The sequence below is a fragment of the Micromonospora inositola genome (assembly GCF_900090285.1).
Classification (GTDB): domain Bacteria; phylum Actinomycetota; class Actinomycetes; order Mycobacteriales; family Micromonosporaceae; genus Micromonospora; species Micromonospora inositola.
The window spans coordinates 897,613-922,028 of the sequence record NZ_LT607754.1; the positions used below are offsets into that span (position 1 = coordinate 897,613).

The 24,416-nt window shown below is 73.1% G+C and carries 22 protein-coding genes; 9 read left to right on the forward strand and 13 right to left on the reverse strand.

The features are described from left to right. Window positions 1–2 precede the first annotated feature (2 nt). Window positions 3–1,187 carry a polyamine ABC transporter substrate-binding protein gene (locus GA0070613_RS04220; RefSeq protein ID WP_089011083.1) on the reverse strand — a complete coding sequence of 395 codons (1,185 nt, stop codon included), beginning with the start codon at window positions 1,185–1,187 and terminating at the stop codon, window positions 3–5. A gap of 208 nt (window positions 1,188–1,395) precedes the next feature. On the opposite strand from GA0070613_RS04220, the gene GA0070613_RS04225 reads away from it, so the two are divergent. From GA0070613_RS04225 to GA0070613_RS04240, 4 genes are all read left to right on the forward strand, one after another. Beyond that, on the forward strand, window positions 1,396–1,908 hold the full coding sequence (locus GA0070613_RS04225; RefSeq protein ID WP_089011084.1) for an Lrp/AsnC family transcriptional regulator: 513 nt from the start codon (window positions 1,396–1,398) through the stop codon (window positions 1,906–1,908). Between the two features lie 149 nt (window positions 1,909–2,057). Then, on the forward strand, window positions 2,058–3,404 hold the full coding sequence (locus GA0070613_RS04230; protein WP_089011085.1) for an aspartate aminotransferase family protein: 1,347 nt from the start codon (window positions 2,058–2,060) through the stop codon (window positions 3,402–3,404). After that, a complete protein-coding gene (locus GA0070613_RS04235) occupies window positions 3,389–4,096 on the forward strand; it encodes a pyridoxamine 5'-phosphate oxidase family protein (protein ID WP_089011086.1) in 708 nt (235 codons plus the stop codon). The genes GA0070613_RS04230 and GA0070613_RS04235 overlap by 16 nt, the downstream gene beginning before the upstream one ends. Then, complete coding sequence (locus GA0070613_RS04240; RefSeq protein ID WP_172875754.1) at window positions 4,096–5,469, forward strand: NAD(P)/FAD-dependent oxidoreductase; 1,374 nt, start codon at window positions 4,096–4,098, stop codon at window positions 5,467–5,469. The genes GA0070613_RS04235 and GA0070613_RS04240 overlap by 1 nt, the downstream gene beginning before the upstream one ends. A 243-nt stretch (window positions 5,470–5,712) precedes the next feature. Here the strand turns inward: GA0070613_RS04240 and GA0070613_RS04245 are convergent, their stop codons facing one another. After that, window positions 5,713–6,081, reverse strand: coding sequence for a DUF3499 domain-containing protein (locus GA0070613_RS04245; RefSeq protein WP_089011087.1), 369 nt, complete (start codon window positions 6,079–6,081; stop codon window positions 5,713–5,715). Between the two features lie 154 nt (window positions 6,082–6,235). On the opposite strand from GA0070613_RS04245, the gene GA0070613_RS04250 reads away from it, so the two are divergent. Further along, complete coding sequence (locus GA0070613_RS04250; protein ID WP_088963879.1) at window positions 6,236–6,685, forward strand: metallopeptidase family protein; 450 nt, start codon at window positions 6,236–6,238, stop codon at window positions 6,683–6,685. Window positions 6,686–6,850: 165 nt separating this feature from the next. Here the strand turns inward: GA0070613_RS04250 and GA0070613_RS04255 are convergent, their stop codons facing one another. The 6 genes from GA0070613_RS04255 to GA0070613_RS04280 all read right to left on the reverse strand — a co-directional run bounded on the left by GA0070613_RS04255 (window position 6,851) and on the right by GA0070613_RS04280 (window position 13,617). Then, window positions 6,851–7,111, reverse strand: a complete 261-nt coding sequence (locus GA0070613_RS04255) for a WhiB family transcriptional regulator (protein WP_013284161.1) — start codon at window positions 7,109–7,111, stop codon at window positions 6,851–6,853. 497 nt (window positions 7,112–7,608) lie between these two features. Further along, complete coding sequence (locus GA0070613_RS04260) at window positions 7,609–7,947, reverse strand: phospholipase (RefSeq protein ID WP_089011088.1); 339 nt, start codon at window positions 7,945–7,947, stop codon at window positions 7,609–7,611. Window positions 7,948–7,957: 10 nt separating this feature from the next. After that, complete coding sequence (locus tag GA0070613_RS04265) at window positions 7,958–9,355, reverse strand: DUF4331 domain-containing protein (protein ID WP_089011089.1); 1,398 nt, start codon at window positions 9,353–9,355, stop codon at window positions 7,958–7,960. A 102-nt stretch (window positions 9,356–9,457) separates the two neighbouring features. Further along, entirely contained in the window at window positions 9,458–9,733 is a 276-nt protein-coding gene (locus GA0070613_RS04270; protein WP_089011090.1) for a hypothetical protein, read from the reverse strand. Window positions 9,734–9,903: 170 nt separating this feature from the next. After that, the gene (locus tag GA0070613_RS04275) at window positions 9,904–12,450 is read right to left on the reverse strand and encodes a bifunctional FO biosynthesis protein CofGH (RefSeq protein WP_089011091.1); all 2,547 of its coding nucleotides are present in this window, start codon (window positions 12,448–12,450) and stop codon (window positions 9,904–9,906) included. A 249-nt stretch (window positions 12,451–12,699) separates the two neighbouring features. Further along, a complete protein-coding gene (locus GA0070613_RS04280; protein ID WP_089011092.1) occupies window positions 12,700–13,617 on the reverse strand; it encodes a hypothetical protein in 918 nt (305 codons plus the stop codon). A gap of 427 nt (window positions 13,618–14,044) precedes the next feature. Between GA0070613_RS04280 and cofD the strand changes: the two genes are divergently transcribed. Together cofD and GA0070613_RS04290 are read left to right on the forward strand one after the other, a co-directional pair. Then, window positions 14,045–14,992: a 2-phospho-L-lactate transferase gene (gene cofD / locus GA0070613_RS04285; protein ID WP_089011093.1), complete on the forward strand. Its 948-nt coding sequence runs from the start codon at window positions 14,045–14,047 to the stop codon at window positions 14,990–14,992. After that, window positions 14,989–16,077 (forward strand): coenzyme F420-0:L-glutamate ligase, encoded by a 1,089-nt coding sequence (locus tag GA0070613_RS04290; protein ID WP_089011094.1) that lies wholly within the window; start codon window positions 14,989–14,991, stop codon window positions 16,075–16,077. The genes cofD and GA0070613_RS04290 overlap by 4 nt, the downstream gene beginning before the upstream one ends. A 78-nt stretch (window positions 16,078–16,155) precedes the next feature. Here GA0070613_RS04290 and GA0070613_RS04295 read toward each other — a convergent pair whose 3' ends face one another. Together GA0070613_RS04295 and GA0070613_RS04300 are read right to left on the reverse strand one after the other, a co-directional pair. After that, on the reverse strand, window positions 16,156–17,160 hold the full coding sequence (locus tag GA0070613_RS04295; protein WP_089011095.1) for an ArsR/SmtB family transcription factor: 1,005 nt from the start codon (window positions 17,158–17,160) through the stop codon (window positions 16,156–16,158). 259 nt (window positions 17,161–17,419) lie between these two features. Further along, on the reverse strand, window positions 17,420–18,469 hold the full coding sequence (locus GA0070613_RS04300) for a hypothetical protein (RefSeq protein WP_089011096.1): 1,050 nt from the start codon (window positions 18,467–18,469) through the stop codon (window positions 17,420–17,422). A gap of 48 nt (window positions 18,470–18,517) precedes the next feature. Here GA0070613_RS04300 and GA0070613_RS04305 point away from each other — a divergent pair, with 48 nt between their 5' ends. Then, window positions 18,518–19,120: an NUDIX hydrolase gene (locus GA0070613_RS04305; protein ID WP_089015744.1), complete on the forward strand. Its 603-nt coding sequence runs from the start codon at window positions 18,518–18,520 to the stop codon at window positions 19,118–19,120. A 77-nt stretch (window positions 19,121–19,197) separates the two neighbouring features. Here the strand turns inward: GA0070613_RS04305 and GA0070613_RS04310 are convergent, their stop codons facing one another. Together GA0070613_RS04310 and GA0070613_RS04315 are read right to left on the reverse strand one after the other, a co-directional pair. After that, window positions 19,198–20,289 carry a mannose-1-phosphate guanylyltransferase gene (locus GA0070613_RS04310; RefSeq protein WP_089015745.1) on the reverse strand — a complete coding sequence of 364 codons (1,092 nt, stop codon included), beginning with the start codon at window positions 20,287–20,289 and terminating at the stop codon, window positions 19,198–19,200. A 63-nt stretch (window positions 20,290–20,352) separates the two neighbouring features. Further along, entirely contained in the window at window positions 20,353–21,498 is a 1,146-nt protein-coding gene (locus tag GA0070613_RS04315; protein ID WP_089011097.1) for a glycosyltransferase family 4 protein, read from the reverse strand. A gap of 149 nt (window positions 21,499–21,647) precedes the next feature. Between GA0070613_RS04315 and GA0070613_RS04320 the strand changes: the two genes are divergently transcribed. Continuing rightward, the gene (locus tag GA0070613_RS04320) at window positions 21,648–22,337 is read left to right on the forward strand and encodes a TIGR03089 family protein (RefSeq protein ID WP_089011098.1); all 690 of its coding nucleotides are present in this window, start codon (window positions 21,648–21,650) and stop codon (window positions 22,335–22,337) included. Between the two features lie 11 nt (window positions 22,338–22,348). Here GA0070613_RS04320 and GA0070613_RS04325 read toward each other — a convergent pair whose 3' ends face one another. Then, the gene (locus tag GA0070613_RS04325; protein WP_089011099.1) at window positions 22,349–24,337 is read right to left on the reverse strand and encodes an acetoacetate--CoA ligase; all 1,989 of its coding nucleotides are present in this window, start codon (window positions 24,335–24,337) and stop codon (window positions 22,349–22,351) included. Between the last annotated feature and the right edge of the window lie 79 nt (window positions 24,338–24,416).

The window sequence follows — 24,416 nt, forward strand, 5'->3', positions numbered from 1 at the left end:
TCTCACGCTCCGATGACCTGCTGGAACTTGGCCTCGTAGTCCTTCTCCTGCTTCTCGTCCAGGGCCATGAAGACCTTGGACTTCGACAGCATCGCCTCGTCCGGGAAGATCAGCGGGTTGGCGGCCAGGTCCGGGTCGATCTTCTCCATCTCGGCCTGCGCGCCCTTGACCGGGCAGATGTAGTTCACGTACGCGGCGAGCTTCGCGGCCACCGCCGGGTCGTAGTAGTAGTTCATCAGCTCTTCGGCGTTGGCCCGGTGGGTGGCCTTGTTCGGCACGAGCATGTTGTCGGACCAGAGCATCACGCCGGAGTCGGGCACCACGAACTTGATCTTCTCGTCCTCGAAGCCGAGCTGGATCACGTCGCCGGACCAGCCGATGCAGGCGGCGATGTCGCCCTTGGCCAGGTCCGGGGCGTAGTCGTTGCCGGTGAACTTGCGGATCTGCTTGGAGTCCACGGCCCTCTTGAGCTTGTTCAGCGCGTCGTCGAACTGCGCGGCGGTGAAGTTCGCCGGGTCATGGCCGTTGGACTGCAGCAGCAGACCCATGGTGTCCCGCATCTCGGAGAGCGCGGTCACCTTGCCCTTGAGGTCGGGGCGGGTGAGCAGCTCGTCAACCGTGCGGATCTCCTTGGCCACCTTGGCGTTGTAGGCGAGGCCGGCGAGGCCGGACTGCCACGGGATGGCGAGTTGGCTGTCCGGGTCGAAGGAGCGGTTGCGCAGCGAGGGCAGCAGGTTGGCCTCGACGTTGGGCATCTTGGCCTTGTCCAGCTTCTGGATCCAGCCGAGCCGGATCATCCGGGCCGCCATCCAGTCGGTGAGGACCATGACGTCCCGCCCGGTGGTCTGGCAGCCGGCGAGCTGGTTCTGCACCTTGCCGAAGAACTCGTTGTTGTCGTTGACGTCCTCGGTGTAGGTCACCTTGATGCCGGACTTGGCGATGAAGGCGTCGAGCGAGGGGCGCTTCGACTCGTCCTTCTCGTCGACGTCCATGTACTGCGGCCAGTTCGAGAAGGCCAGCGTCTTCTCCGTGGCGGAGAGGTCATCGCTCTTGCAACCGGTCTCGGTCTGCTGGGCGCCCTTCGTGCCGCAACCGGCCAGCGCACCGGCGGTGGCCAGCAGCGCTGCCGAGCCGAGGGTGCCGGTGAGCAGACCACGCCGGGACAGGGGCCGGAGGGGACTACGCATGTGACGACTCCTAGGGGGGTCATCGTCGGCGGCGGGACGGGGGTGGCGCGCCGGCGGGAGGGTCAGTGGCGATGGACGACTGATCCTGACATGGAGTGACCCTCCTTACAAGGGATTCCGTTGCGGGAATAGCGATGGGCGACGAAATACGCCAGACTGCGGCGGAGCACTACGCTCAGGCCCACGGAATCGGACATGGGGAGCGGCGATGAACAACCGGCACCTGGAGACTGGCAACGGCTCGCGTCGCGTCACCGTGCGCGAGGGAGCCAGCCACGTTCTGCTCGACGACGTGGCGAAGCAGATCATCGAGCAGCTTCAGGAGGACGGCCGCCGCCCGTACGCGACCATCGGCAAGGCGGTCGGCCTCTCCGAGGCGGCGGTCCGCCAGCGGGTGCAGCGGCTGCTCGACGCCGGCGTCATGCAGATCGTCGCGGTGACCGATCCGCTCCAGCTCGGCTTCCCCCGGCAGGCGATGATCGGGCTGCGGACCGACGGCGACCTGGAGACCGTGGCCGACCGGCTCGCCGGGTTCGAGGAGATCGACTATGTGGTCATCACCGCCGGCTCGTTCGACCTGCTGGCCGAGGTGGTCTGCCGCAACGACGCCCACCTGCTGGAGATCCTGCAGAAGCTGCGCGCCGTCGAGGGCGTGCTGGCCACCGAGGCGTTCGTCTACCTCAAGCTCCGCAAGCAGACCTACAGCTGGGGTACGGCCTGATGCGGATTCCGTTGCAATAGTCAACTACTTTCGCTGAATCCGTTGCGCTAGACCCTCGGCACTTGCGTTATCGGCATCCGCTGTGCGATAACCGTGGGCAGAGCGGCCGGTGATCACCCCTGACCGGCCCGAAACCCGATGGGGCTGACATGGCCAACGCCACCGACCACCTCTGGATGCACTTCACCCGGATGGCCAGCTACTCCGACGGCGAGGTGCCGACCATCGTCCGCGGCGAGGGCGCGTACGTCTGGGACTCCCGGGGCCGCCGCTACCTGGACGGACTCGCCGGGCTCTTCGTCGTCAACGCCGGCCACGGCCGCACCGAACTGGCCGAGGCGGCCGCCAAGCAGGCCGGCGAGCTGGCCTACTTCCCGCTCTGGTCGTACGCCCACCCGAAGGCCGTCGAGCTGGCCGAGAAGATCGCCTCCCTCGCCCCCGGCGACCTGAACCGGATCTTCTTCACCACCGGCGGCTCGGAGGCCGTCGAGGCGGCGTGGAAGCTGGCCCGGGCCTACTTCAAGCGCACCGGCCAGCCGAACAAGCACAAGGTGGTCAGCCGCTACATCGCGTACCACGGCACCTCGATGGGCGCGCTGTCGATCACCGGCCTGCCCGGCATCAAGAGCGACTTCGAGCCCCTGGTCCCCGGCGGCATCAAGGTGCCGAACACCAACTTCTACCGGGCCCCCGAGCACGGCGACTCCCCCGAGGCGTTCGGCCGCTGGGCCGCCGAGGAGATCGGCCGCGCCATCGAGCGGGAGGGGCCGGACACGGTTGCCGCGGTCTTCCTGGAGCCGGTGCAGAACTCCGGCGGCTGCTTCCCGCCGCCGCCCGGCTACTTCGAGCGGGTCCGCGAGATCTGCGACGCGTACGACGTGCTGCTCGTGAGTGACGAGGTGATCTGCTCCTGGGGCCGGCTGGGTGAGTACTTCGGCGCCACCCGGTACGGCTACCAGCCGGACATCATCACCACCGCCAAGGGCCTCACCTCCGGGTACGCCCCGCTCGGCGCGATGATCGCCAGCGAGCGACTGATGGAGCCGTTCCTGACCGAGACCGGCATGTTCGCCCACGGGGTGACCTTCGGCGGCCACCCGGTCTCCTGCGCGGTGGCCCTGGCCAACCTGGAGGTCTTCGCCCGCGAGGACCTGGTCGGGCACGTCCGGGCCAACGAGGACGCCTTCCGGTCCACCCTGGAGAAGCTCAACGACCTGCCGATCGTCGGCGACGTCCGGGGCGACGGCTACTTCTACGGCATCGAGCTGGTCAAGGACAAGACCACCAAGGAGACCTTCGACGAGGCCGAGTCGGAGCGGCTGCTGCGCGGCTTCCTCTCCAGCGCACTGTTCCAGGCCGGCCTCTACTGCCGTGCCGACGACCGCGGCGACCCGGTCGTGCAGCTCGCCCCGCCGCTGATCGCCGAGCAGCAGCAGTTCGACGAGATCGAGCAGATCCTCCGCGCCGTGCTGACCGAGGCATGGGCGCGCCTCTGACCGGCGGGCCAGGCTCGGACGGGGCCGGCTTCCGGGACACCGGGGACCGGCCCCGCGTCGTCCGCGCGGCCGTCGGCGGGACCGACCGGACCCGGGTACGCCGGCTGCCCGACCTGGCCGTGCCCGACCGGGAGACGTTGTCCGCCGTTCTCGACGCCGGCCGGGTCGGGCACCTGGCCATCGTCGACGGCGACCAGCCGTACGCGCTGCCGGTGGCGTACGCCCGCGACGGCGACCGGGTGCTGGTGCACGGCTCCACCGGCAGTCGGCTCTTCCGGCACCTGGCCGCCGGCGCCCCGGCCTGCCTGACCGTCACCCTGCTCGACGGCCTGGTGCTGGCCCGGAGCGCCTTCGAGTCCTCGATGAACTACCGCTGCGTTATGGCGCTCGGCCGGCTCGTCGCGCTCGGCGGCGAGGAGAAGCTGGCCGCGCTGGAACGCCTGGCCGAACACCTGCTGCCCGGCCGGTGGGCGATGATCCGGCCACCCTCGGCGAAGGAACTGGCCGCCACGCTGGTGCTCGCGCTGCCACTGGACGAGTGCTCGGTGAAGGTCAGCGCCGGGCCGCCCGACGACCCCGATGACGACCTCGACCGCCCGGTCTGGGCCGGCGTGGTGCCGGTCGTCGAGGCGTACGGCACTCCGCAGCCCGATCCGCGGCTGCGCCACGACCTGCCCCCACCGGAGTGGTGATGCGCTACCAGGAGCTGTCGTACTGGTTGTCCAGCGTGGACGAGCCGCTGACCCCGCGCCCCGCAGTGCCCGGGGACACCGACGCGGACGTGGTGATCGTCGGCGCCGGCTACACCGGGCTCTGGACGGCGTACTACCTGGCGGAGGCCGACCCGACGCTGCGGATCACCGTCCTGGAGAAGGAGATCGCCGGGTACGGCGCCTCCGGACGCAATGGCGGCTGGTGCTCGGCGCTCTTCCCGACGTCGCTGCCCGCGCTGGCCCGCCGGCACGGCCGGGACCGGGCGCTCGCCATGCAGCGGGCCATGCAGGAGACCGTCCGCGAGGTCGGCCGGGTGGTCGCCGCCGAGGGCATCGACTGCGACTGGCGGCCCGGTGGGACGGTGGTGCTGGCCCGCTCCGCGGCCCAGCTCGGCCGGGCCCGGGCCGCGGTCGAGGAGGCCCGAGAGTACGGCCTGTCCGAGGAGGACCTGGTGCTCCTCGACGCCGCCGAGGCCACCGCCCGCTGCGCCGCCGACGGGGTGCGCGGTGGGACGTACACCCCGCACTGCGCCGCCGTGCATCCGGCCCGGCTGGTCCGCGGGCTGGCCCGGGCGGTCGAACGCCGCGGGGTGACCATCTTCGAGCGGACGCCGGTGACGGCGGTCCGGGCCGGCGCGGCGGTGACGCCCGCCGGGGTGGTCCGGGCGCCGGTGGTGGTCCGGGCGACCGAGGGCTTCACCCCCGCCCTGCCGGGGCAGCGCCGGACCGTCGCGCCGGTCTACTCGCTGATGGTGGCCACCGAGCCACTGCCGGAGGAGACCTGGGCCCGGATCGGGCTGGCCGAGCGGGAGACGTTCTCCGACTACCGGCACGTCATCATCTACGGCCAGCGCACCGCCGACGGTCGACTGGCCTTCGGCGGGCGGGGCGCCCCCTACCACTTCGGCTCCCGCACCGCCCCCGGCTTCGACCGGGAGCCGCGGGTCTTCGCCGCGCTGCGCCGGGTGCTCGGCGAGCTCTTCCCGGCGCTCGGCCCGGAGGTCCCGGTGACCCACACCTGGGGCGGGCCGCTCGGCGTGGCCCGGGACTGGGCCGCCTCCGTGGGGCTGGACCGCAACGGTCTCGCCTGGGCCGGCGGGTACGTCGGCGACGGCGTGGGCACCAGCAACCTCGCCGGCCGTACCCTCGCCGACCTGATCCGGGGCGCGGAGAGCGAGCTGACCACCCTCCCCTGGGTCAACCACCGCTCCCCACGGTGGGAGCCGGAGCCGCTGCGCTGGCTGGCGGTCAACGCCGGCCTCAGGCTGATGTTCTCCGCCGACGAGGCCGAACTCCGCACCAACCGCCCGTCCCGCCGCGCCGCCGCCTTCTCCCGCCTCCTCGGCCACTGACCCTCCACCCCCCACCCCCCCCGCGCTCATTTGTTGATCATGAGGTTGCCGGGCGGATCAGCAATCGACTGACCCGCCAACCTCATGATCGACGCCGTGGCGACGGAGGCCGCAGCAGTTCCAGCCTCGGCGCCAGCGCCACCACCACGCCGACCCGGCCACCCGGTTACGGCGGCCTCGGCCATCGGCCGGTTCGTGACCGGCCTTCGGTACTGCCCGCCGGGCGCGGGTGCCGCGCCGGGGTCAGTGGGTGGGGGGGATGACGCGGAGGTGACCGCGGCGGCCGGTCGGCGGGTTCTGGTGGAGGTCGCGGTCGTCCTCGGGGGGACGGGGAGGCGCCGGGCGGGCGGCCTCGCGGACGGCCTCGGCCAGGGCGACCAGGTCGTCGGTGGTGGGCGGCGGCGGCTCGAACTCGCCCTCGTGCCGGACCACGTCCCAGCCGCGCGGGGCGGTCAGGTTGCGGGCGTGCGGCTCGCAGAGGTCGTACGTGTGCGGCTCGGCGAAGGCCGCAAGCGGGCCCACCACGGCCGTCGAGTCGTTGTAGACATAGGTCAAGGTGGCGACCGCTTGCCGGGGGCAGCCGTTACGGGAGCAGCGCCGTGGTGACCTCACGGCGGCAGGGTAACCCCATTACCGGGTCCGGCGCACCGCTTCGCGCTGCGACACGCCCGTCATGGTGATCACAATTCGCCCGATCGGATCACCGGCACGCCGGGCCGGCGGAGCAGCGGCGGGCCGGCCGGTGGCGAGGGCTACCCTCTTCCTCATGACGAGCCCGGAACACCGCCGCCCCGGCTCCGGCCGGCGCACCCACCGCGACCGCCACGGTCGAGGGCTGCGCGGGCGGCTGGTGCCGGCCACCGTGCCGCTGGCCCGGACCAAGGCGGAGGTCTTCGACGACCTGGTGCTCGACACGGTGGAGACCCTGGAACGCCGCTTCGCCAAGGAGCTGGCTGGCGTCGAGTTCGCGGTCGAGGACGTCCCACCGGACCTGAACGTCTACGACTCCGACGTGCTGGAGGACGGCGAGGTGCCGCTCGCCCGGCTGCTGCCGGGCCGGCCGGGCCGGCAGGAGGTGCCGCCGCGGATCGTGCTGTACCGGCGGCCGCTGGAGTTCCGGGCGATGGACCGCGAGGACCTCGCCGACCTGGTGCACGACGTGATCATCGAGCAGGTGGCGAACCTGCTCGGGGTCGATCCCGACGAGCTGGCCTGAGGGGCGCGCCCCGGCGCGCACAACCCGATCACCCCGGGACTGCCGGCCGCCGCGACCCCCGTCGCGCCGCCGGCGCCCACCGTCATCGCCGACACCCGACCGGCCCCCGCCGGTCGAGCCGCCGACCCGAGCCGGGCGCCCCCACCGCCCCGGCCCGGCACTGTCTCAGGCGGCGACCCGCCGCTTGAGCTTGCGCCGCTCCCGCTCGGAGAGCCCACCCCAGATCCCGAACCGCTCGTCGTGGCCGAGAGCGTATTCGAGGCACTCCGTCTTGACTTCGCACCGCGAGCAGATGCGCTTCGCCTCGCGGGTCGAGCCGCCCTTCTCGGGAAAGAACGCCTCCGGGTCGGTCTGCGAGCACAGCGCCCGCTCCTGCCACTCCGGCGCGTTTCCGAGCAGGTCGGCCACCTCGAGCTGGCCGTCCATCAAATGCCTCCTTGTCGCGCACCGGCGTCATCGCCGCTGCAACCCCCCACGCGAAAGGCGTGCTTGTCCGTCCGGTCACATTTTGTTGCGTTCGGCGCGAACAACCCCATTCAAATTACACGCGTGTAATACGTGCGCCGTCAAGCCGAACTTGATAATGGAGTCGCCCTCCCGACACGTTCCGGACGACGACCGAGCCGCCCGAACCTCGCAACCTGCCCTATCGATTCAGACCCCGGACGAGTAACGCCCTCTCCGGCGAGTTGCCCGGCTTTTCTGCCGTGGCGCGCCCGACGACGACACCGCGGGCCCGGCCCCCCGGTGAAGACTCCGGCGGGCCGGGCCCGGGCGGCCGGCGCGGCAGCGTCCAAGATCAGCATTGTGGTGGGGCAAAGGTTAACCCGAGTCCGCCCGGACCGCCCGTCGAGCCGGAAAACGCCGACAGCGCCCCGTCCAGATGATGGGACGGGGCGCAGCGGCCGAAGCGGCTCGAGGGATCAGCCGGTCCCCAGCGGAGAGCTGCTCGGCCAGACGAATTCGGCGATCGCGCCACCGGTGACGGAGACGGCTCCGGCCGACGTCCGATCGTCCCACCAGACGGTATAGAGGCCCGCCTCAAGATCCGGATAGACGGCACTGTGGAACACCCCGTCGCGGACGTGGCGCTCCCGCACCGCCGAGTGCGTACGCCGCTCCTCGTCCCCCCGGCTGATCTCGATCTCCCGGCCGTGCAGGTCCCGTCCGGTGTAGATGATCAGCGCGCCGGAGCTCCCGCCGAGGTTCAGCACGACGCTGCCGCTGCCCGTCGGACCGTAGCTGTGGTGGTGCTCGTGCACGACCCGCTCCTCAGGACTTCGCCGCCGGCGGGTTGTTGAACCCGTCGTACGGAGTGCCGAGGAACGGGAAGTCACCCAGGAACGGGGCCGTCACGTCGGCGGCGCTCAACCCCGGGGTGACCGCCGCCGCCGCGGCGTCCGGCTTGAACGACTTGTCCACGAGCGGCACGGTGAGCCCGGCGATGGCCCGCAGCGCGATGCTCACCACGTCGTCGCCGACCCGGCGGCCGTTCGGGAAGCCGGCCAGGTCGCCGCCGAGCACCCCGAACCGGTCCGGCTTGCGGTTCGGCCTGATCGCCGTGTTCAGCCGCAACATGTCGGCCTGGACGTCGCCGGTCGCGTTGGTGAAGCCGTCGATCAGGCCGGCCGGGATGCCGGTCAGCAGGATCGCCACCAGGTCCGCCCGCGGCTTCTTCGACTTGTTCAGCGCGTCCAGATTGGGGAAGACGCCCGGGTAGAGCGCCGGCAGCAGGGCGGCCAGCTCCGGTTGCTCGACGAACCGGGCGAACCGCTTGTCCTCCGCGGGCGGCAGCGTGTTCCACAGGTCCTTCGTGGGCATCGGCACGACGACCTCGTTGAACAGCGGATTGCCGAGCCGGGAGACCTGGGTGAAGGGACCGGCGGCGGTGTCCGCGGCGACGCGGTCGCCGAGCACTCGCACCTGCTGCCGCGAGGCGGACGTCCACACGCCGATCGTCGAGGCCCGGTCGGCGGCGGCGTACCGGGCGGCCTTGCGGCGGACCCGGCTCAGCGGCACCTGCACGGCGATGCTGTGCACGTTCATCCGGTCCAGCGCGTTGACCGGCTCTCCCTCGGTCTTGAAGATCTTCTTGCCGGCCACGTGCAACTGCTGGAACGGCCGCAGCGTACCGAGGTCGAAGATCGCGCCGAGGTCGACGAAGAAGCCGTCCGCCCGCTGCCCGGCGAAGACCTTCTCCCCGGTGGAGAGGCGGTACGTGGCCTGCCGGACCAGGTCGTGGTACTTCGGGGTGGAGAGCGGACCGACGTTGCACGGCGGGCAGGGCAGCTTGTGCGCGAGCACGTGCTCCTTGCCGTCGGCCACCCGGGTCAGCCGGTAGAACTGCCGCCGGTTCCAGTTCTTGCTGTCCAGCGACTCGATCGGCCCGGTGTTGTAGAGAAAACTGTTCGGATTCGTGATCTCGGTACGGAATTCGAACCGGTACGTCACATCGGGATAGCCGTCGCCATCGTTGTCGATATGAATCTCGTACCGCACGTCGTCACCGAACTCGAAGAAGTTCGGACCGCCGGAGGGGAGCTGCAGCGGCACGTAGTTGGCGATCAACGTGACCGTGTCCGGATGATCGGGACTGACGAACGCGTACAGGTCGGAGCTGTCGGCGACCGGATCCTTGGCTATCTCCGGGGCTTCGCGGTGGGAGGACATGGCGGACCACACCTTTGCGTCTGGGAAGCGATGGTCGAGCGGGATCACCGGCGCCGAGGGCCTGCGCCGGGAGAGGTCGCGCCGCCGGCGGCGCGCGGCGGGTCAGCGTCGGGCAGCGCGCCGCAACCGGTCCGCCAGGGCGCGGTCGCGTACCTCGATCCGGGTCGTGCCGACGAAGACGTCCATGGTCCCGGAGGCCGCGTCGCGGAGGTGGACCACGATCGGGTCGTCCCGACGGCCCGCGGACGGGGTGTTCTGTGCGGCCGACAGGCCCGGCACGGTGAGGGCGGCGGCGCCGAGGGTGGCGCTCGCCGCGGCGGTCAACGTCTGCCGGCGGGTCAGTCGCGGCCAGGGCCGCTTCCGCTGATCACTGGTCATGGGCAACCTTTCCGGGCCGGCGCGTCAGCGCCCGCGGTGATCGGGAGCCCCGGGCGCCCCGCCGAGGCGGACGCCGCCGGGCACCCCCGGTGGGGGCTGCCGGCGGCGGTCCTCGCCGCAACCGCCGCCGGCATGCAGTGGTACGGCCGACGGCGGGGAAAGGTTCGACGCTACCCGCGGGCGTGACCGTACGCGGTCGTCCGCTTGCGGGCCGGTCGCCCCGCCGCCGCCGCGATCGCCCGCAGCTGCTCCTCGGTCCGCGCCGAGCCGTTGTCGGAGCCCGCCATCCGGGAGATGGTCTCCTCCATCAGGGTCCCGCCCAGGTCGTTGCAGCCGCCCCGGAGCATCGCCACGGTGCCGGAGTCGCCCAGCTTCACCCAGGAGCACTGGATGTTGTCGATCCGGCCGTGCAGCAGCAGCCGGGCCATCGCGTGCACCGCCCGGTTCTCCCGCCAGGTCGGACCGGGCCGGGCGATGCCGGCCAGGTAGATCGGCGCGTTGGTGTGCACGAACGGCAGCGCCACGAACTCGGTGAAGCCCCCGGTACGGTCCTGCACGCCGGCCAGCACCCGGAAGTGGGCGAGCCACTGGCCCGGGTGGTCGACGTGGCCGTACATCATCGTGGAGCTGGACCGGATGCCCAGCTCGTGGGCCGTGCTCACCACCTCGACCCAGGCGGCGGCCGGCAGTTTGCCCTTGGTGAGCACCCAGCGCACCTCGTCGTCGAGGATCTCCGCGGCGGTGCCCGGGATGGTGTCCAGGCCGGCGTCGCGGAGCTGGATCAGCCACTCCTTCACCGGTACGCCCGCCTTCGCCGCGGCGGTGACGATCTCCATCGGGGAGAACGCGTGCACGTGCATCCCCGGCACCCGGCTCTTGATCGCCCGGACCAGGTCGGCGTAGCCGGTGACCGGCAGCTTCGGGTCGATCCCACCCTGCAGGCAGACCTCGCTGGCGCCGGCGGCCCACGCCTCCTCGGCCCGGTCGGCGACCTGCTCCAGCGACAGCCGGAACGCGTCCGCGTCGCTCTCCCGTTGGGCGAAGGCGCAGAACCGGCAGCCGACGTAGCAGACGTTGCTGAAGTTGATGTTGCGGTTGACCACGTAGGTGACGTCGTCGCCAACCGCGTCCCGCCGCACGTCGTCGGCGATCCGGCACAGCTCGTCCAGCGCCGGGCCGTCGGCGGCGAAGAGCGCCAGCGCCTTCGCCTCGTGCGCCGGATCGAGCAGCGCCGCCGGGTCGTCGGCGGCCAACCGGAGTCCGGTACGCAGGTCGTGGTCGCCCGCGCCGGTCGTCGTCCCGGCCCCGGCCGGGATGCGAACGGCGCCGGCCAGGCTGGCATCGGCCTTGTCGGCCACCTCCGACCAGTCACCGTAGACGCTGTCGAAGTCGCCGCGCCGGTCGTCGGTGCGGCCGGCGGTATCGATGGTCACGTGCAGGTCGGTCCGGCCGCCGAACACCTCCTCCGGCTCCTGCCACGGGCGGCCCACCGGTCGGGCCGACTCCACCGCGAGGCCGGTCGCCGGATCCGCCAGCGCGGTCACGTGCGGCAGCAGGCGCGGATCCAGCCATGGGTCGCCGGCCCGGACGTACTCGGGGTAGATGGTGAGCCGTTCCCGCAGGGTGAAGCCGGCCGCGGCGGTGTGCCGGGCCAGCTCGTCGAGCTGCGGCCAGGGGCGCTCCGGGTTGACGTGGTCCGGGGTCACCGGGGACACCCCGCCCCAGTCGTCGATGCCGGCGCGCAGGAGCAGGTCGTACTCGCCCTCGATCAGGTTCGGCGGGGCCTGGATCCGGGCCCTCGGCCCGAGCAGCACCCGGGCCACCGCCACCGTGGCGGCCAGGTCGTGCAGCTCGGCGTCGGGCATGCCGCGCATCGCGGTGTCCGGCTTGGCGCGGAAGTTCTGCACGATCACCTCCTGGAGGTGGCCGTACTCCCGCCAGGCGCGGCGGATCGCGAAGAGCGCGTCGACCCGCTCGGCGAGGGTCTCCCCGATGCCGATCAGGATGCCGGTGGTGAACGGCACCCCCACCCGGCCGGCGTCGTCGAGCACCCGGAGCCGGACCGCCGGCTCCTTGTCCGGCGAGCCGAAGTGCGGGCCGCCCGGCTCCGACCAGAGCCGGTTCGCCGTGGTCTCGAGCATCATCCCCATGCTCGGCGCGACCGGCTTGAGCCGTTGCAGCTCCGACCAGGACAGGACGCCCGGGTTCAGGTGGGGCAGCAGCCCGGTCTCCTCCAGCACCGCCACCGCACAGGCGCGCAGGTAGTCCAGGGTGGAGTCGTAGCCGCGCTCGTCCAGCCACTGCCGCGCCGCCGGCCAGCGCTCCTCCGGGCGGTCGCCGAGGGTGAAGAGCGCCTCCTTGCAGCCCTGCGCGGCGCCCGCGCGGGCGATCGCCAGCACCTCGTCCCGGTCGAGGAACGCGGCCGGCAGCCGGTGCGGCACCGTGGCGAAGGTGCAGTAGTGGCAGCGGTCCCGGCAGAGCCGGGTCAGCGGGACGAAGACCTTCTTGGAGAAGGTGACCACACCGGGACGTCCGGCCTCGCGCAGACCGGCGTCGCGGATGTCGCCGGCGATCCGGAGCAGCTCGTCCAGCGGGACGCCCCGGGCGGTCAGCAGCGCCGTCGCCTCGTCCAGGTCCAGCGCCCGCCCGGTCGCGGCCCGGCGCAGCGCCCGCTGCACACTTGCCGCGGTCGGGGCGGAGTCGGTGCGATCAACCATCCGCCCAGCCTATGCGCTGACGCCGACGGTCCGCCCGCACGCCGGGACCCCACCCCGCCGAACGCCGCCCGTCCTCCGCCACACCGCAACCCGGCGGCTCCCCGACGAGGCCGCCGCACGGCGCCGCCAGCCGGCGGCCCTCGGGAGGCCGCGCTGCAACGGAAGGAGTGGCCTCCCCGTGTGCGGAGGCCACTCCTTACAGACAGTCGTTCGTGGCGTGGGACCGGTCGCCGGAGCGCCGGCGGTGGGTCAGCGCGGGTGGTTGGGGTCGTCCCGGTGGAAGCGCTGGGTGTGGTCGCCGTCGGGCGGGGTCGGCTGGCCGAACTCCGGTGACTGCCGCGGGATGGCCTGGGTCGGGTCGGCCGACGGCGGCTGGCCGAACGGTGGCGCCGAGTGCGGGGCGCCGGCCGGCGGGGCCGAGTGCGGCGCGGTGCCGTACGGCGGGGCGGTGTTGAACGGCGGCGCCGACGGGTTCGGCTGCCCGTGCTGGCCGGGCGGCGGGTAGCCGCCGGGCTGGTTCGGGGCCGGGTAGCCGGGCTGGTTGGGGGCCGGGTAACCGCCGGCCGACGGGTAGCCGCCCGGGCCGGGCACCGGGTAGCCGCCGGGCTGGCCGGGGTGGCCGCCCTGCTGCGGCCAACCGGGCTGCGGCTGGCCGTAGACGCCGGGCTGCGGCTTGGGCCGGGGCGTGTAGTACAGGGCGCGCCAGACCTTGAAGACGACGTATCCGGCGACGGCGAAGATCGCCAGCCAGGCGGCCCGGGTCAGCAGCCCGAGCAGGGCGTCGAGCACCTCCGCCTCGGCGAGCCGGCCGACGAGCCAGATCAGGAAGGTCAGCGCGCCGAAGAGCGCGCCGAACGCGTACTCGCCGAGGGCGACCTGGGTGATCAGCTTGGCCTTGGGCAGCACCGGCCGCACATGGGTGGCGAGCAGCACGGCCAGCACCGGCAGCACGGTCGACTCGACGCCGACGAAGATGAAGAAGGTGCTCCCCGCCCGGCCGCTGAAGGTGCTGTAGTCGTCCATCGGCACCAGCAGCCGGAAGAGGCCGACGAAGAGAAGCACGGCGTTCGCGCCGAGCAGTACGAGCGCGGCCAGTTCGCGCAGTGGCTTGGTCAGCTGGCTGGCCTGCGTCGCGTCGGTGGACGCGGGCTCGGCGGGGCTGGTCACGAGCTCCCCCTGGGGACGAAAACGGACAGTTGCCGACGTGAGCCTAGTCTGCTTACTACTGGTTGCTCATTGGTGAGCGGTTCGGATTATTCGCTCTCCGCTCGGTGCTGGCCGGGCTGGACTCCTGGACCGGCAGTCTGGTCCGGTGGCGATCGGTCCTGTCCTGCAGGATCTGCTTCACCTTGTGGTGTGGGGTTTGCAGGGCGATGTCGGGGTCGCCTGCTCGTTGCAGGATGCGGACGGACTCATCGGCACGTGAGTGCGCCGCCACGACGCCCAGCTGTCACCGACAGTAACCACCATGACCGAGCATCCAAGGCCGGCTGTAAGCATGTGGTGGGACGGATTCAAGCATGTGGTGGGACTAGAAATCACGTCTCCCCGGCCACCGGCGGACGGCGGCGGCCCGTGCGCAAGGATGGACGCCATGCGCATCGTGGTTCTGACCGGCGGGATCGGCGGCGCCCGGTTCCTGCTCGGCGTCCGGGCGTACGCCCGGGAGGTGGGGGCCGAGGTGACCGCTGTGGTCAACGTCGGCGACGACCTGCTGCTGCACGGGTTGAAGGTCTGCCCCGACCTGGACAGCGTGATGTACACGCTGGGCGGCGGCGCCGACCCGGAGCGGGGCTGGGGTCGGGTGGGTGAGACCTGGACGGTCAAGTCGGAACTCTCGGCGTACGGCGCCGAGCCGAGCTGGTTCGGCCTCGGCGACAAGGACATCGCGACGCACCTGGTGCGGTCGACGATGCTCAACGCCGGGTATCCGCTCTCCGCGGTGACCCGGGCGCTGGCCACCCGGTGGGAGCCGGGCCTGGCCATGCTGCCGGCCACCGACGACCGGCTGGAGACCCACGTGGTCGTGGATGGCGACCAGGGGCAGCGGGCGATCCACTTCCAGGAGTGGTGGGTGCGGTACCGGGCGGACATCCCGACGCACCGGTTCGTCTTCGTCGGCGCGGAGACCGCGAAGCCGGCGCCGGGGGTGCTGGAGGCGATCGGCTCCGCCGACGTGGTGCTGATCGCGCCGAGCAACCCGGTGGTGAGCATCGCGCCGATCCTGGCCGTACCCGGGTTGCGCGAAGCGGTCACCGACGGGCCGGCGCCGGTGGTGGGCCTGTCGCCGGTCATCGGCGGGGCGCCGGTGCGCGGCATGGCCGATCGTTGCCTGGCCGTGCTCGGCGTGGAGTGCAGCGCGGCCGGGGTGGGCGGGCTCTACGGCGGACGGTCGACGGGCGGGCTGCTCGACGGCTGGCTGGTCGCGCCGGAGGACGAGGGCGCACTGGTGCCGGAGGTGACCGTGCGGACGGCGCCGCTGCGGATGACCGACGAGGCGGCGACGGTAGCGATGGTCCGCGCCGCATTGGAGCTGGTGTGAGGCTGGAGATCCTGCCGGTGCCGGGCATCGGCGACGTGACCGAGGGCGATGACCTGGCGGCGCTGATCGCCACCGCGGCGCCGTGGCTGCACGACGGCGACGTGCTCGTGGTGACCAGCAAGATCGTGTCGAAGGCGGAGGGCCGGCTGGTCGACGTGCCCGCGGACGGCCCGGAGCGGCTCGCCGCCCGGGACGAGGTGCTCGCCGCCGAGACGGCCCGGGTGGTGGCCGCCCGGGGGGCGACCCGGATCGTGCAGACCCACCACGGCTTCGTGATGGCCTCCGCCGGGATCGACGCCTCGAACGTCGACAAGACCCGGCTGGTGCTCCTCCCGGAGGACCCGGACGCCTCGGCCCGGGCGTTGCGCGCCGCGCTGCGGGACCGCTACGACCTCGACGTCGCGGTGATCATCAGCGACACGATGGGCCGGCCCTGGCGCAACGGGCTCACCGACGTGGCGCTCGGGGTGGCCGGGATGCCTGCCATCCGGGACCACCGGGGCGAGATCGATCCGTACGGCAACGAGCTGCAACTGACCCAGATGGCCGTGGTCGACGAGCTGGCCGGCGCCGGCGAGCTGATCAAGGGCAAGTGCGACCAGGTGCCGGTCGCGGTGGTGCGGGGCTACCTCGGCGTGGCCCGGGCCGACGACGGCGAGGGCGCCCGGGCCCTGGTCCGGGACGCCGAGCTGGACCTCTTCTCGCTGGGTACCGCCGAAGCGAAGGCGGCCGGGCTCCGCGCGGCCGCCACCCTGGCAGACGGGCCCGGGCCGACGCCGGCCGACCCGGCCGCGGTCGACCGGGCCGTCGCCGCGGTCGCCGACGTGGTCGCGCCCGGCACGGTCTTCACCCACGTCAGGGACGAGGAGGTACGCGCCGGTCTGGTGGCCACCGTGCCGGGCTGGCCGGAGCGGGCCAGCGGGCTGCTCCTCGGTGCCCCGCCGACCCCGGTCGACCAGCCGGACCTGGTGCGCTTCGGCGCCGACCTGCAGCGGCTGCGGACCGCGCTGGCCGCGGAGGGGATCTCCTCCGCGCTCCTGCCGCCGCCCGTCGGCAGCACCGCCAGCGCCGCCCTGGCCATCTGACCCGCGGCCCGCGCCGGCCGGCCTCCGCACCCTGGGACCAGCCGCGCCGATGTCGGCCGCCCGGGCGGTACGGGTGGGTCAGGCGTCGAGCATGGCGCGGCCGAGCGGGGTGAGGGTGTGCAGCACGGTGTTGCGGTCCCGGTGGCTGACCAGCAGCCCGGCGTTGCGCAGCACGGCGGTGTGCTGGCTGGCCGCGGCCGGCGAGATGTGCAGCCGGCGGGCCACCTCGCCGGTGGTGCAGCCGTCGTCGGTCGCCTCCAGCACGGCGGCGCGGGTCCGCCCGAGCAGGGCCGCCAGGGCTTGGCGGTTCCCGTCGGTCGGCGCCTGGCCGGCGCCCCGGCCGGGCTCCGGGGCGAGTCCGCCGAGCCGGTCGACCGGGTAGACCAGCACCGGGCGCAGGGCCGGGTCGAGCAGCGCGACCGGGGTCCGCGCGCAGAAGAACGACGGGACCAGCAGCAACCCCCTGCCGTCCAGGTGCAGCTCCCGGGTGTCCGGGTAGTCGAGCACCTCGAGCATGCCCGCCTCCCAGCGCATGCTCGGGCGCAGGCTGGCGAGCAGTCCCTCCACACCGCCGTCGAGCAGGGCCCGGGCCCGCCGCGCCCGGTCGGCCTCGACCGCGGCCCGGATCCGGGGCCAGAACGGCGCGATGGCCAGCTCCTGGTACCGCGCCATCGAGTCGGTGAGGTGGCTCAGCACCTCGGGCTCGCCCCGGGCCAGCGCGGACGCCGAAGAGGGCAGGGTGGTCTCCCCGGCCAGCAGGGTCAGGTCCCGGCGGAGCAGCCCGACCGGAGTGCCCCGGACCGCCTCCAGCCCCGCGCCGAAGCCCGCCAGGCTCTCGTACGGGGTGAGGAAGTCGGGGAAGTAGCCGCGGGGCGGGTTCAGCGCGAAGAGAAGGCGGAGGCGGTCCGCGGCGCTGTCCGTACGCAGGGTCCGGGCCACGCTGCGCCGCCAGTTCGCCATCAGCGGGTCCCGGCTGCGGCCCTGCAGCAGGTGCAGGCTGAGGACCAGTTCCCAGACCGGGTCCGCGGCGGGGGCCACCCTGGTCCGCAGGATGTCCTCGCTCGTGAAAAAGATCTTCAGCATGGAGTGCTCCCGGGGGCGGGCAGAGGGTTTGGCCGCCGACCATCTGCACTGTACCCGCCGGCACTAATCTCCATCTTTAAGCGTGAGCTGAAAAACCTCGACGTGGCCGGGCCCGATTGGGCATGCTTCCCCTTACCCACCGGGGCCGGTACGTCACCGGCGCCGGGGCGACCGAGGGCCGGGGAACCGGCGACCGGGCGGCACCACGAGGGTCTGCGGCCCACGCTCCGCAGAGGTGTCACCCGGTCACCCCCCGGGCTCAAGCCGGTTGTCCGTCCCTCCAGAGCGCGACCCGATGGTCCTCGTCGGTGACGTACCAGCAGCCTCCCGCCCGCTCGGCCAGGCCCTCCACGTGATGGAACGGCGCCAGGTCGGCGACCACCTTCCCGGCCACCCGCGCGTCCGGCGTGACGTCGAGCCGGAAGCGGACGTGCCGCGAGGTCACCTCGCCGCCCTGCGGATGATCGTCGAGCAGCACCGACCCCTTGCCCAGCGCGTCGATCGACCCGACCACCGCCGCGTACCCGCCGTCCGCGGTGGGCGCGATCGCCCGGAAGCCGGCCAGCGCGCCCGGCGGGGTCACCCCGGTCAGCGCGTACGCCCCGACGGCCCGGGGCCAGGCCGGGTCGGCGGCGAACATCCCGGCCACCCCGGCCAGCTCGACCAGGATCGGCTCGCCCTCGGCGGTCACCGGGAACCGGAGCCCGAGAAGCACCGTGCCGGCCGGCGTGAAGGCGGCCGCCTCGACGTTGAGCGGCAGGTCGTGCTCGGCCAGCCGGCTCACCCAACTCTTCGCCCGGGCGGTGCCCCGGGCCAGGGTCTCCACGATGAACCGGTGCCGGACCCGCTCGCCCGGGGGCAGCGGCGTCAGCGGCGCGGCGGCGAGCGCGTCATTGACCGCCCGGTGCAGCCGGAACCGGTTTCGCACCACGTGCACAGGCAGCGTTCCGGTCGCGGCGTCGTCCTCCCGGAACCGGGCCACGAACGCCCGTCGGGGCCGCAGCGGGCCTGCCTTCGAGCCGAAGTGCGAGCCGAAGACGTACACCCAGCCGTCGTGGTGGGCGAGCGCCTCACCGTCCTCTGTCCGGCCGTTCTCCGCGCCGGCGTCGGCGGCGACGTGGTGCGCCACCCACTCGCCGTTCGCGCGTTCGAGCAGCAGGGCCAGGCAACGTTCCACCGGGCCCTCGTCCAGGACGGTCCAGAAGCCGCGCCGCGCGCGGTGCGCGCGCAGCAACGCCGGCGAGCGGACCGGCAGCAGGTCACTGGCCTCGTTGCCGGCCACGACGAACTCGACGAGTCGCAGGGTCACTGAACCAGGGTACGGAGACCGCGCTCGTAGAGTGTCGGGGTGCCCGACATCGTCCCCGTCACCGCTCCCGCCGTCCCGTCGCCCACCGCCGAGGCGTACGCCGACCTGCACGCCGACGCCTGCGCCGTGCTGACCGGCTGGACCCCGACCGGTGCGGCGGCGGATGCGGCGCGGGACAGCACGCTGGACCTGCTGGCGGCGGGACCGGTGGCGATGAGCCGGGGCCACCGCGCCGGGCACGTCACCGCCAGCGCGCTGGTGCTCGATCCCACCGGTGGGCGGGTGCTGCTCTGCTTGCACGGCAAGTTCCGCAAGTGGGTGCAGCTCGGCGGGCACTGCGAGCCCGGCGACCGGACCCTGGCGGGCGCCGCGCTGCGCGAGGCCACCGAGGAGTCCGGGATCGCCGGCCTGGCAATCGACCCGGTCCCGATCGACGTGGACATCCACCCGGTCGGCTGCCAGGGCGGCTCGCTGCACTACGACGTCCGGTTCGCGGTGTTCGCCCCGGCCGGGGCCACCGAGCGGGTCAGCGCCGAGTCGGCGGCGCTGGGCTGGTTCCCGCCGGACCGGCTGCCCGAGCCGCTGGCCGACGGGACGGTCCAGCTCGTCGCGCCGGCCCTGGCCGCCCTGGCCCGCCGGTCCGCCGGCTGAACCGGCGGCCGCTCACCCGCCGCGGCCGGAACGGCCCGCCAGCCCCGCCGGCACGTGACCCAGTCGGCCCGCAGGGATCAGACCAGGCCCTCCTCGCCGCGTTCCTTCAGCTCGTCGACCAGCTTCTTGACGTCCTGGGCCCGGTCGCGGGGGCAGACCAGCACGGCGTCCGGGGTGTCCACCACGACCAGGTCGTGCACGCCGAGGGCGGCCACCAGCCGGCCCGACTGCGGCACCACCACCAGGCCGGAGGTGTCCCGCAGCAGCACGCCCGGCTTGCCTTCGATGCCGAGCACCACGTTGCCGTCGGCGTCGGCGGGGAGCACCTCGCCGAGGGTGTGGAAGTCGCCGACGTCGTTCCAGCCGAAGTCGCCCGGCACGGTGGCCACCCGGCCGGCCGTCGCCGCGCCCTCCATCACCGCGTAGTCCACGGAGATCTTCGGCAGGGTCGGCCAGACCGTGCCCAGCACATCGTCCTGCTCCGGGGTGCCCCAGGCCGCCGCGATCGCGGTGATCCCGGCGTGCAGCGCCGGCTGCTGCCGGGCCAACTCGGCCAGGAAGACGTCCACCCGCCAGACGAACATGCTGGCGTTCCACAGGTGCCGCCCCGAGCGGACGTACCCCTCGGCCACCTCGGCGGCCGGCTTCTCCTTGAACTCGGTGACCGGGCGCAGTGGACCGTCACCGGTCGGCTCGCCGGTCTCCAGGTAGCCGTAGCCGGTCTCCGGCCGGGTCGGGGTGATCCCCACCGTCATCAGCAGCCCCCGCTCGGCGCCGCCGATCGCCTGGCGCACGGTCTCCGCCCAACGGGCCGGGTCACCGATCAGGTGGTCGGCGGCGAACGAGCCCATCACCGCCGCCGGGTCACGCTCCGCGATCACCGCCGCCGCGAGCGCGATGGCCGCGCAGGAGTCCCGCGGCGAGGGCTCGACCAGGATGTTCTCCTCCGGGAGGCCGGCCAGTTGCCGGGCCACCGCCGCGACGTGCGCGGCACCGGTGACCACCAACGTGCGCTCGGGTGCGGTCAGCGGCGCGAGCCGGTCCACCGTGGCCTGCAGCAGCGAGGCCGGGGTGCCGGTCAGCGGGTGGAGGAACTTGGGATGCCCGGCACGGGACAGCGGCCACAACCTCGTGCCGCTGCCACCCGCCGGGATGACGGCGTAGAACATCAGCACATCATGCCCGAACCGCCATGCTACGGACGCACTGTCGTCCGTACCGGCACCGCACGTTCAGGAACGGGCCCGGCTCCACGCCGCGATGTGCACCTCGGCGCTGGACTCCCAGGTGAACTCCTTGGCCCGGTCGAAACCGGCCTTGGCCAGGGAGAGCCGGCGGTGCTCGTCGTCCAGCAGGGCGGCCAGGTCGGTGGCGATCTGGGCCGGATCCTCGCTGGTGTAGGCCACCGCGTCACCGCCCACCTCGGGCAGGGACAGCCGGGGCGTGGTCAGCACCGGCGCGGCGCAGGCCATCGCCTCCAGGATCGGCAGGCCGAAACCCTCGCCGTACGACGGGTAGGCGGCGACCAGGGCACCGCCGAGGAAGCCGGGCAGGTCGGCGTAGCGCAGGTAGCCCGGGCGGAGCAGCCGCAGGTGGGACGGGACCTCGGCCACGGCGCGGTCGATGTCGTCGTCGTGCCCCTGGCCGCCGGCGATGACCAGGGCTGGCGGGTCGGTCCGGTCGGCCACCGCGCGGGCCCAGCCGCGGATCAGGTTGGGTACGTTCTTCCGCGGCTCCTTGGCCCCGAGGAACGCGATGTAGCTGCTGCTGCCCAGCCCCAGCCGGGCCCGGACCCGGGCCTTCTCCTCCTCGCTCGGGGCGTGGAAGGCGGCCTGGTCGACACCGTGGTACGCCACGTCGATCCGGGTCGGGTCGGCGTCGAGCAGCCGGATCAGCTCGTCCCGGGTGGCCTTGCTCGGCACGATCACCCGGTCGGCGCGGCGCAGCGACGTCTTGATCGCGCTGCGGAAGAACGTCCGGCGGGACTTGTCGTAGTGCTCCGGCTCGGTGAAGAAGGTCGCGTCGTGCACGGTGACCGTGACCGGGCAGCCGGCCCGCAGCGGGCAGGTGTAAAAGGGCGAGTGCAGCACCTCCGCGCCCACCTGCTGGGCGAGCAGCGGCAGGCCGGTCTGCTCCCAGGCGAGCCGGGCGGGACGGTGCGCGACCGCCGCCGGGGCGGGGATGACCTCGGCCCCGGGCAGCATCCGGGTGTAGCGCTCCAGGTCGGTGCGGAGGCTCACCACGGCCAGGTCCACGCCGGATCCGCAGACCTTGCCGAGGGCGCCGAGCAGGCCGTCGACGTATCTACCGACGCCGCCACGGTCGGCGGGGACACTCGTGGCGTCGATGAGCACGCGGGGCGGGCGACCGGCGGTCACGGGGCGACTCCTCAGGCTGGGGTCTGTGGTGAACAACACTGTCGGCAAGCCTACGCCGGGGCGGGGCCCCGACGCTGACTGCGACCCGACGGTACGCCGACTTGTCATCGTCATCGAGTACGGGCTCCGAGCGCGTATCGTTCGCGTCGATGGCCGACAACATTGCCCGGGTTTTCGCCGACGCGATCGCGACCGACCCGACCCGCCCCCTGCTGACCTGGTATGACGACGCGACCGGCGAGCGGACCGAGCTTTCCGGCGCGACGCTCGCGAACTGGGTGGCCAAGACGGCCAACCTGCTCGTCGACGAGGCGGCCCTCGCCCCCGGCGACACGGCCGCGGTGCTGCTGTCGCCGCACTGGCAGACCGCCGCGGTGCTGCTCGGCTGCTGGTCGGCGAAGCTGACGGTGGTCGACGCGCCGGGTGACGTGGACGTGCTCTTCGCGGCGGCGGACCGGGCCGCCGAGGCGGAGGCCTGGTCGGCCGGCGAACGGTACGCCCTCGCGCTCGCCCCGTTCGCCGCCCCGCTGCGTCAGGTACCGCCCGGCTTCGTCGACTACGTCGTCGAGGTACGCGGCCACGGCGACCACTTCAGCCCGTACCCGGGCGGTGGCGACACGGACGCGGACCTGCTGGCCCGCGCGGCCGAGCGGGCAACGGAACTCTGCCTCGCCGCCGGCGACCGCGTCCTGATCGACGCGGCCCGCCACCCGGACCCGGTCGACTGGCTCCTCGCCCCGCTGACGGCGGGCGCGAGCATCGTCCTCTGCGGCAACCTCGACCTCGCCAGCGTCGACTCCCGCGCCGCGTCCGAAAAGGTCACCCGCACCCTGACCTGACCCACCCCCGGTCAGGCCGGGGTGGAGTCCTCCGAGGTGGCGCGGCGCTGGGCGAAGGCGGCGAAGGCCGTGAGGGATTCCGGGTTGGCCAGGGCGCCCTTGGCGGCGGCGTTGTCGACCGGGGTGCCGGTGAGGATCTTCTTGACCGGGACCTCGAGCTTCTTCGCGGACAGGGTGCGGGGGACGGCGCGGACCTGGTGGATCTCGTCGGGGACGTGCCGGGGCGACAGGGCGGTCCGCAGCTCGCGGCAGATCTTCTTCCGCAGCGCGTCGTCCAGTTCCAGGCCCTCGGCCAGCACCACGAAGAGCAGCAGCTCCCCCGCGCCGCCCTGGTCGTCCTCCAGGTGCACCACCACCGAGTCGACGACCTCGTCCAGCCCCTCCACGACGGAGTAGAACTCCGCGGTGCCCAGCCGTACGCCGCCGCGGTTGAGGGTGGCGTCGGAGCGGCCGGTGATCACGCAGCCGCCGCGCTCGTTGATCGTGATCCAGTCCCCGTGCCGCCAGACGCCCGGATAGACCTCGAAGTACGCCTCCCGGTAGCGGACGCCGTCCGGGTCGTTCCAGAAACCCACCGGCATGCTCGGCATCGGCGCGGTGATCACCAGCTCGCCGAGCTCCCCGATGACCGGGGTGCCGTCGGCCGACCGGGCCTCCACCTTCGCTCCGAGCGCCCGGCAGGTGATCTCCCCGGCGTGCACCGCCAGCAGCGGCACCCCGCCGACGAAGCCGGTGCAGACGTCCGTGCCACCGGAGAGGGACTGCAACTGGAGGCGGTCGCCGACGTTGTCGTACACCCAGGTGAAGCCCTCGGCGGGCAGCGGCGCGCCGGTCGAGCCGACGCCGCGCAGCGCGGAGAGGTCGGCGATCTCGCTCGGCACCAGCCCGGCCTTGCGGCAGGCGAGCAGAAACGGCGCCGAGGTGCCGAAGTACGTGGTGCCGGTCTCCGCGGCCAGCCGCCACAGCGCGCCCAGGTCGGGGTGGCCCGGGTTGCCGTCGAAGAGCACGATGGTCGCGCCCACCGCCGGCCCGGAGACCAGGAAGTTCCACATCATCCAGCCGGTGGTGGTGAACCAGAAGAACCGGTCCGCCGGGCCCAGGTCGTGGTGCAGGGCGAGCATCTTCAGGTGCTCCAGCAGGATGCCCCCGTGACCGTGCACGATCGGCTTGGGCAGCCCGGTGGTGCCGGAGGAGTAGAGCACGTAGAGCGGGTGGTCGAACGGCACCGGGGTGAAGACCAGCGGCTCGTCGGTCGGCGCGGCCAGCTCGGTCCAGGAGAGCGCGCCCTCCGGCGGCGCGCCGGCCGGGTCGAGGTACGCGATGCCGACGGTGTGCGCCAGCGACGGCAGGGCGGCCCGGACCGCGGCCACCTCGCCGCGCCGGTCCACCGGCTTGTCGCCGTACCGGTAGCCGTCGACCGCGACCAGCACCTTCGGCTCGATCTGCTGCCAGCGGTCGGTGACGCTGCGGGTGCCGAACTCCGGCGCGCAGGAGGAGAAGATCGCGCCGAGGCTGGCGGTGGCCAGCAGCAGCACGTACGTCTCGGGGATGTTCGGCGCGTACGCCGCGACCCGGTCACCGGGGCCGACGCCGAGCCGACGCAGCCCGGCCGACACCCGGCGGACCTGCTCGCGCAGCTCGGCCGCGGTCAGGGTGACCGGCGGCCGGCTCTGCCCGTGCGCGATCACCACCGGATCGTCGTCGCCCCGGCCGGGCATCCGCAGCACGTTCTCGGCGTAGTTGAGCGTCGCGCCGGGGAACCAGCGGGTGCCGGGCATCGCCGGATCGGTCAGCGTGGCGGTCGGCGGGGTGTGCGCGACGACGTCTAAGTACTCCCAGATCGACCGCCAGAACGCGTCGAGGTCGGTGACCGACCACCGCCAGAGCGCGTCGTAGTCGGCGAACTCCAGCCCCCGGTGCTCGGCCAGCCAGCGCAGGTAGTCACCGATCCGGGACCGCTCGCGCACGTCGGCCGGCGGCGTCCACAGCACGTCACCCACTGCTCCACCCTCCCTGCGGCCCGCACGACACTGTGACATGGGCCGTGCCGCCATCTTGCCCTACCTCGCAGCGCCATTC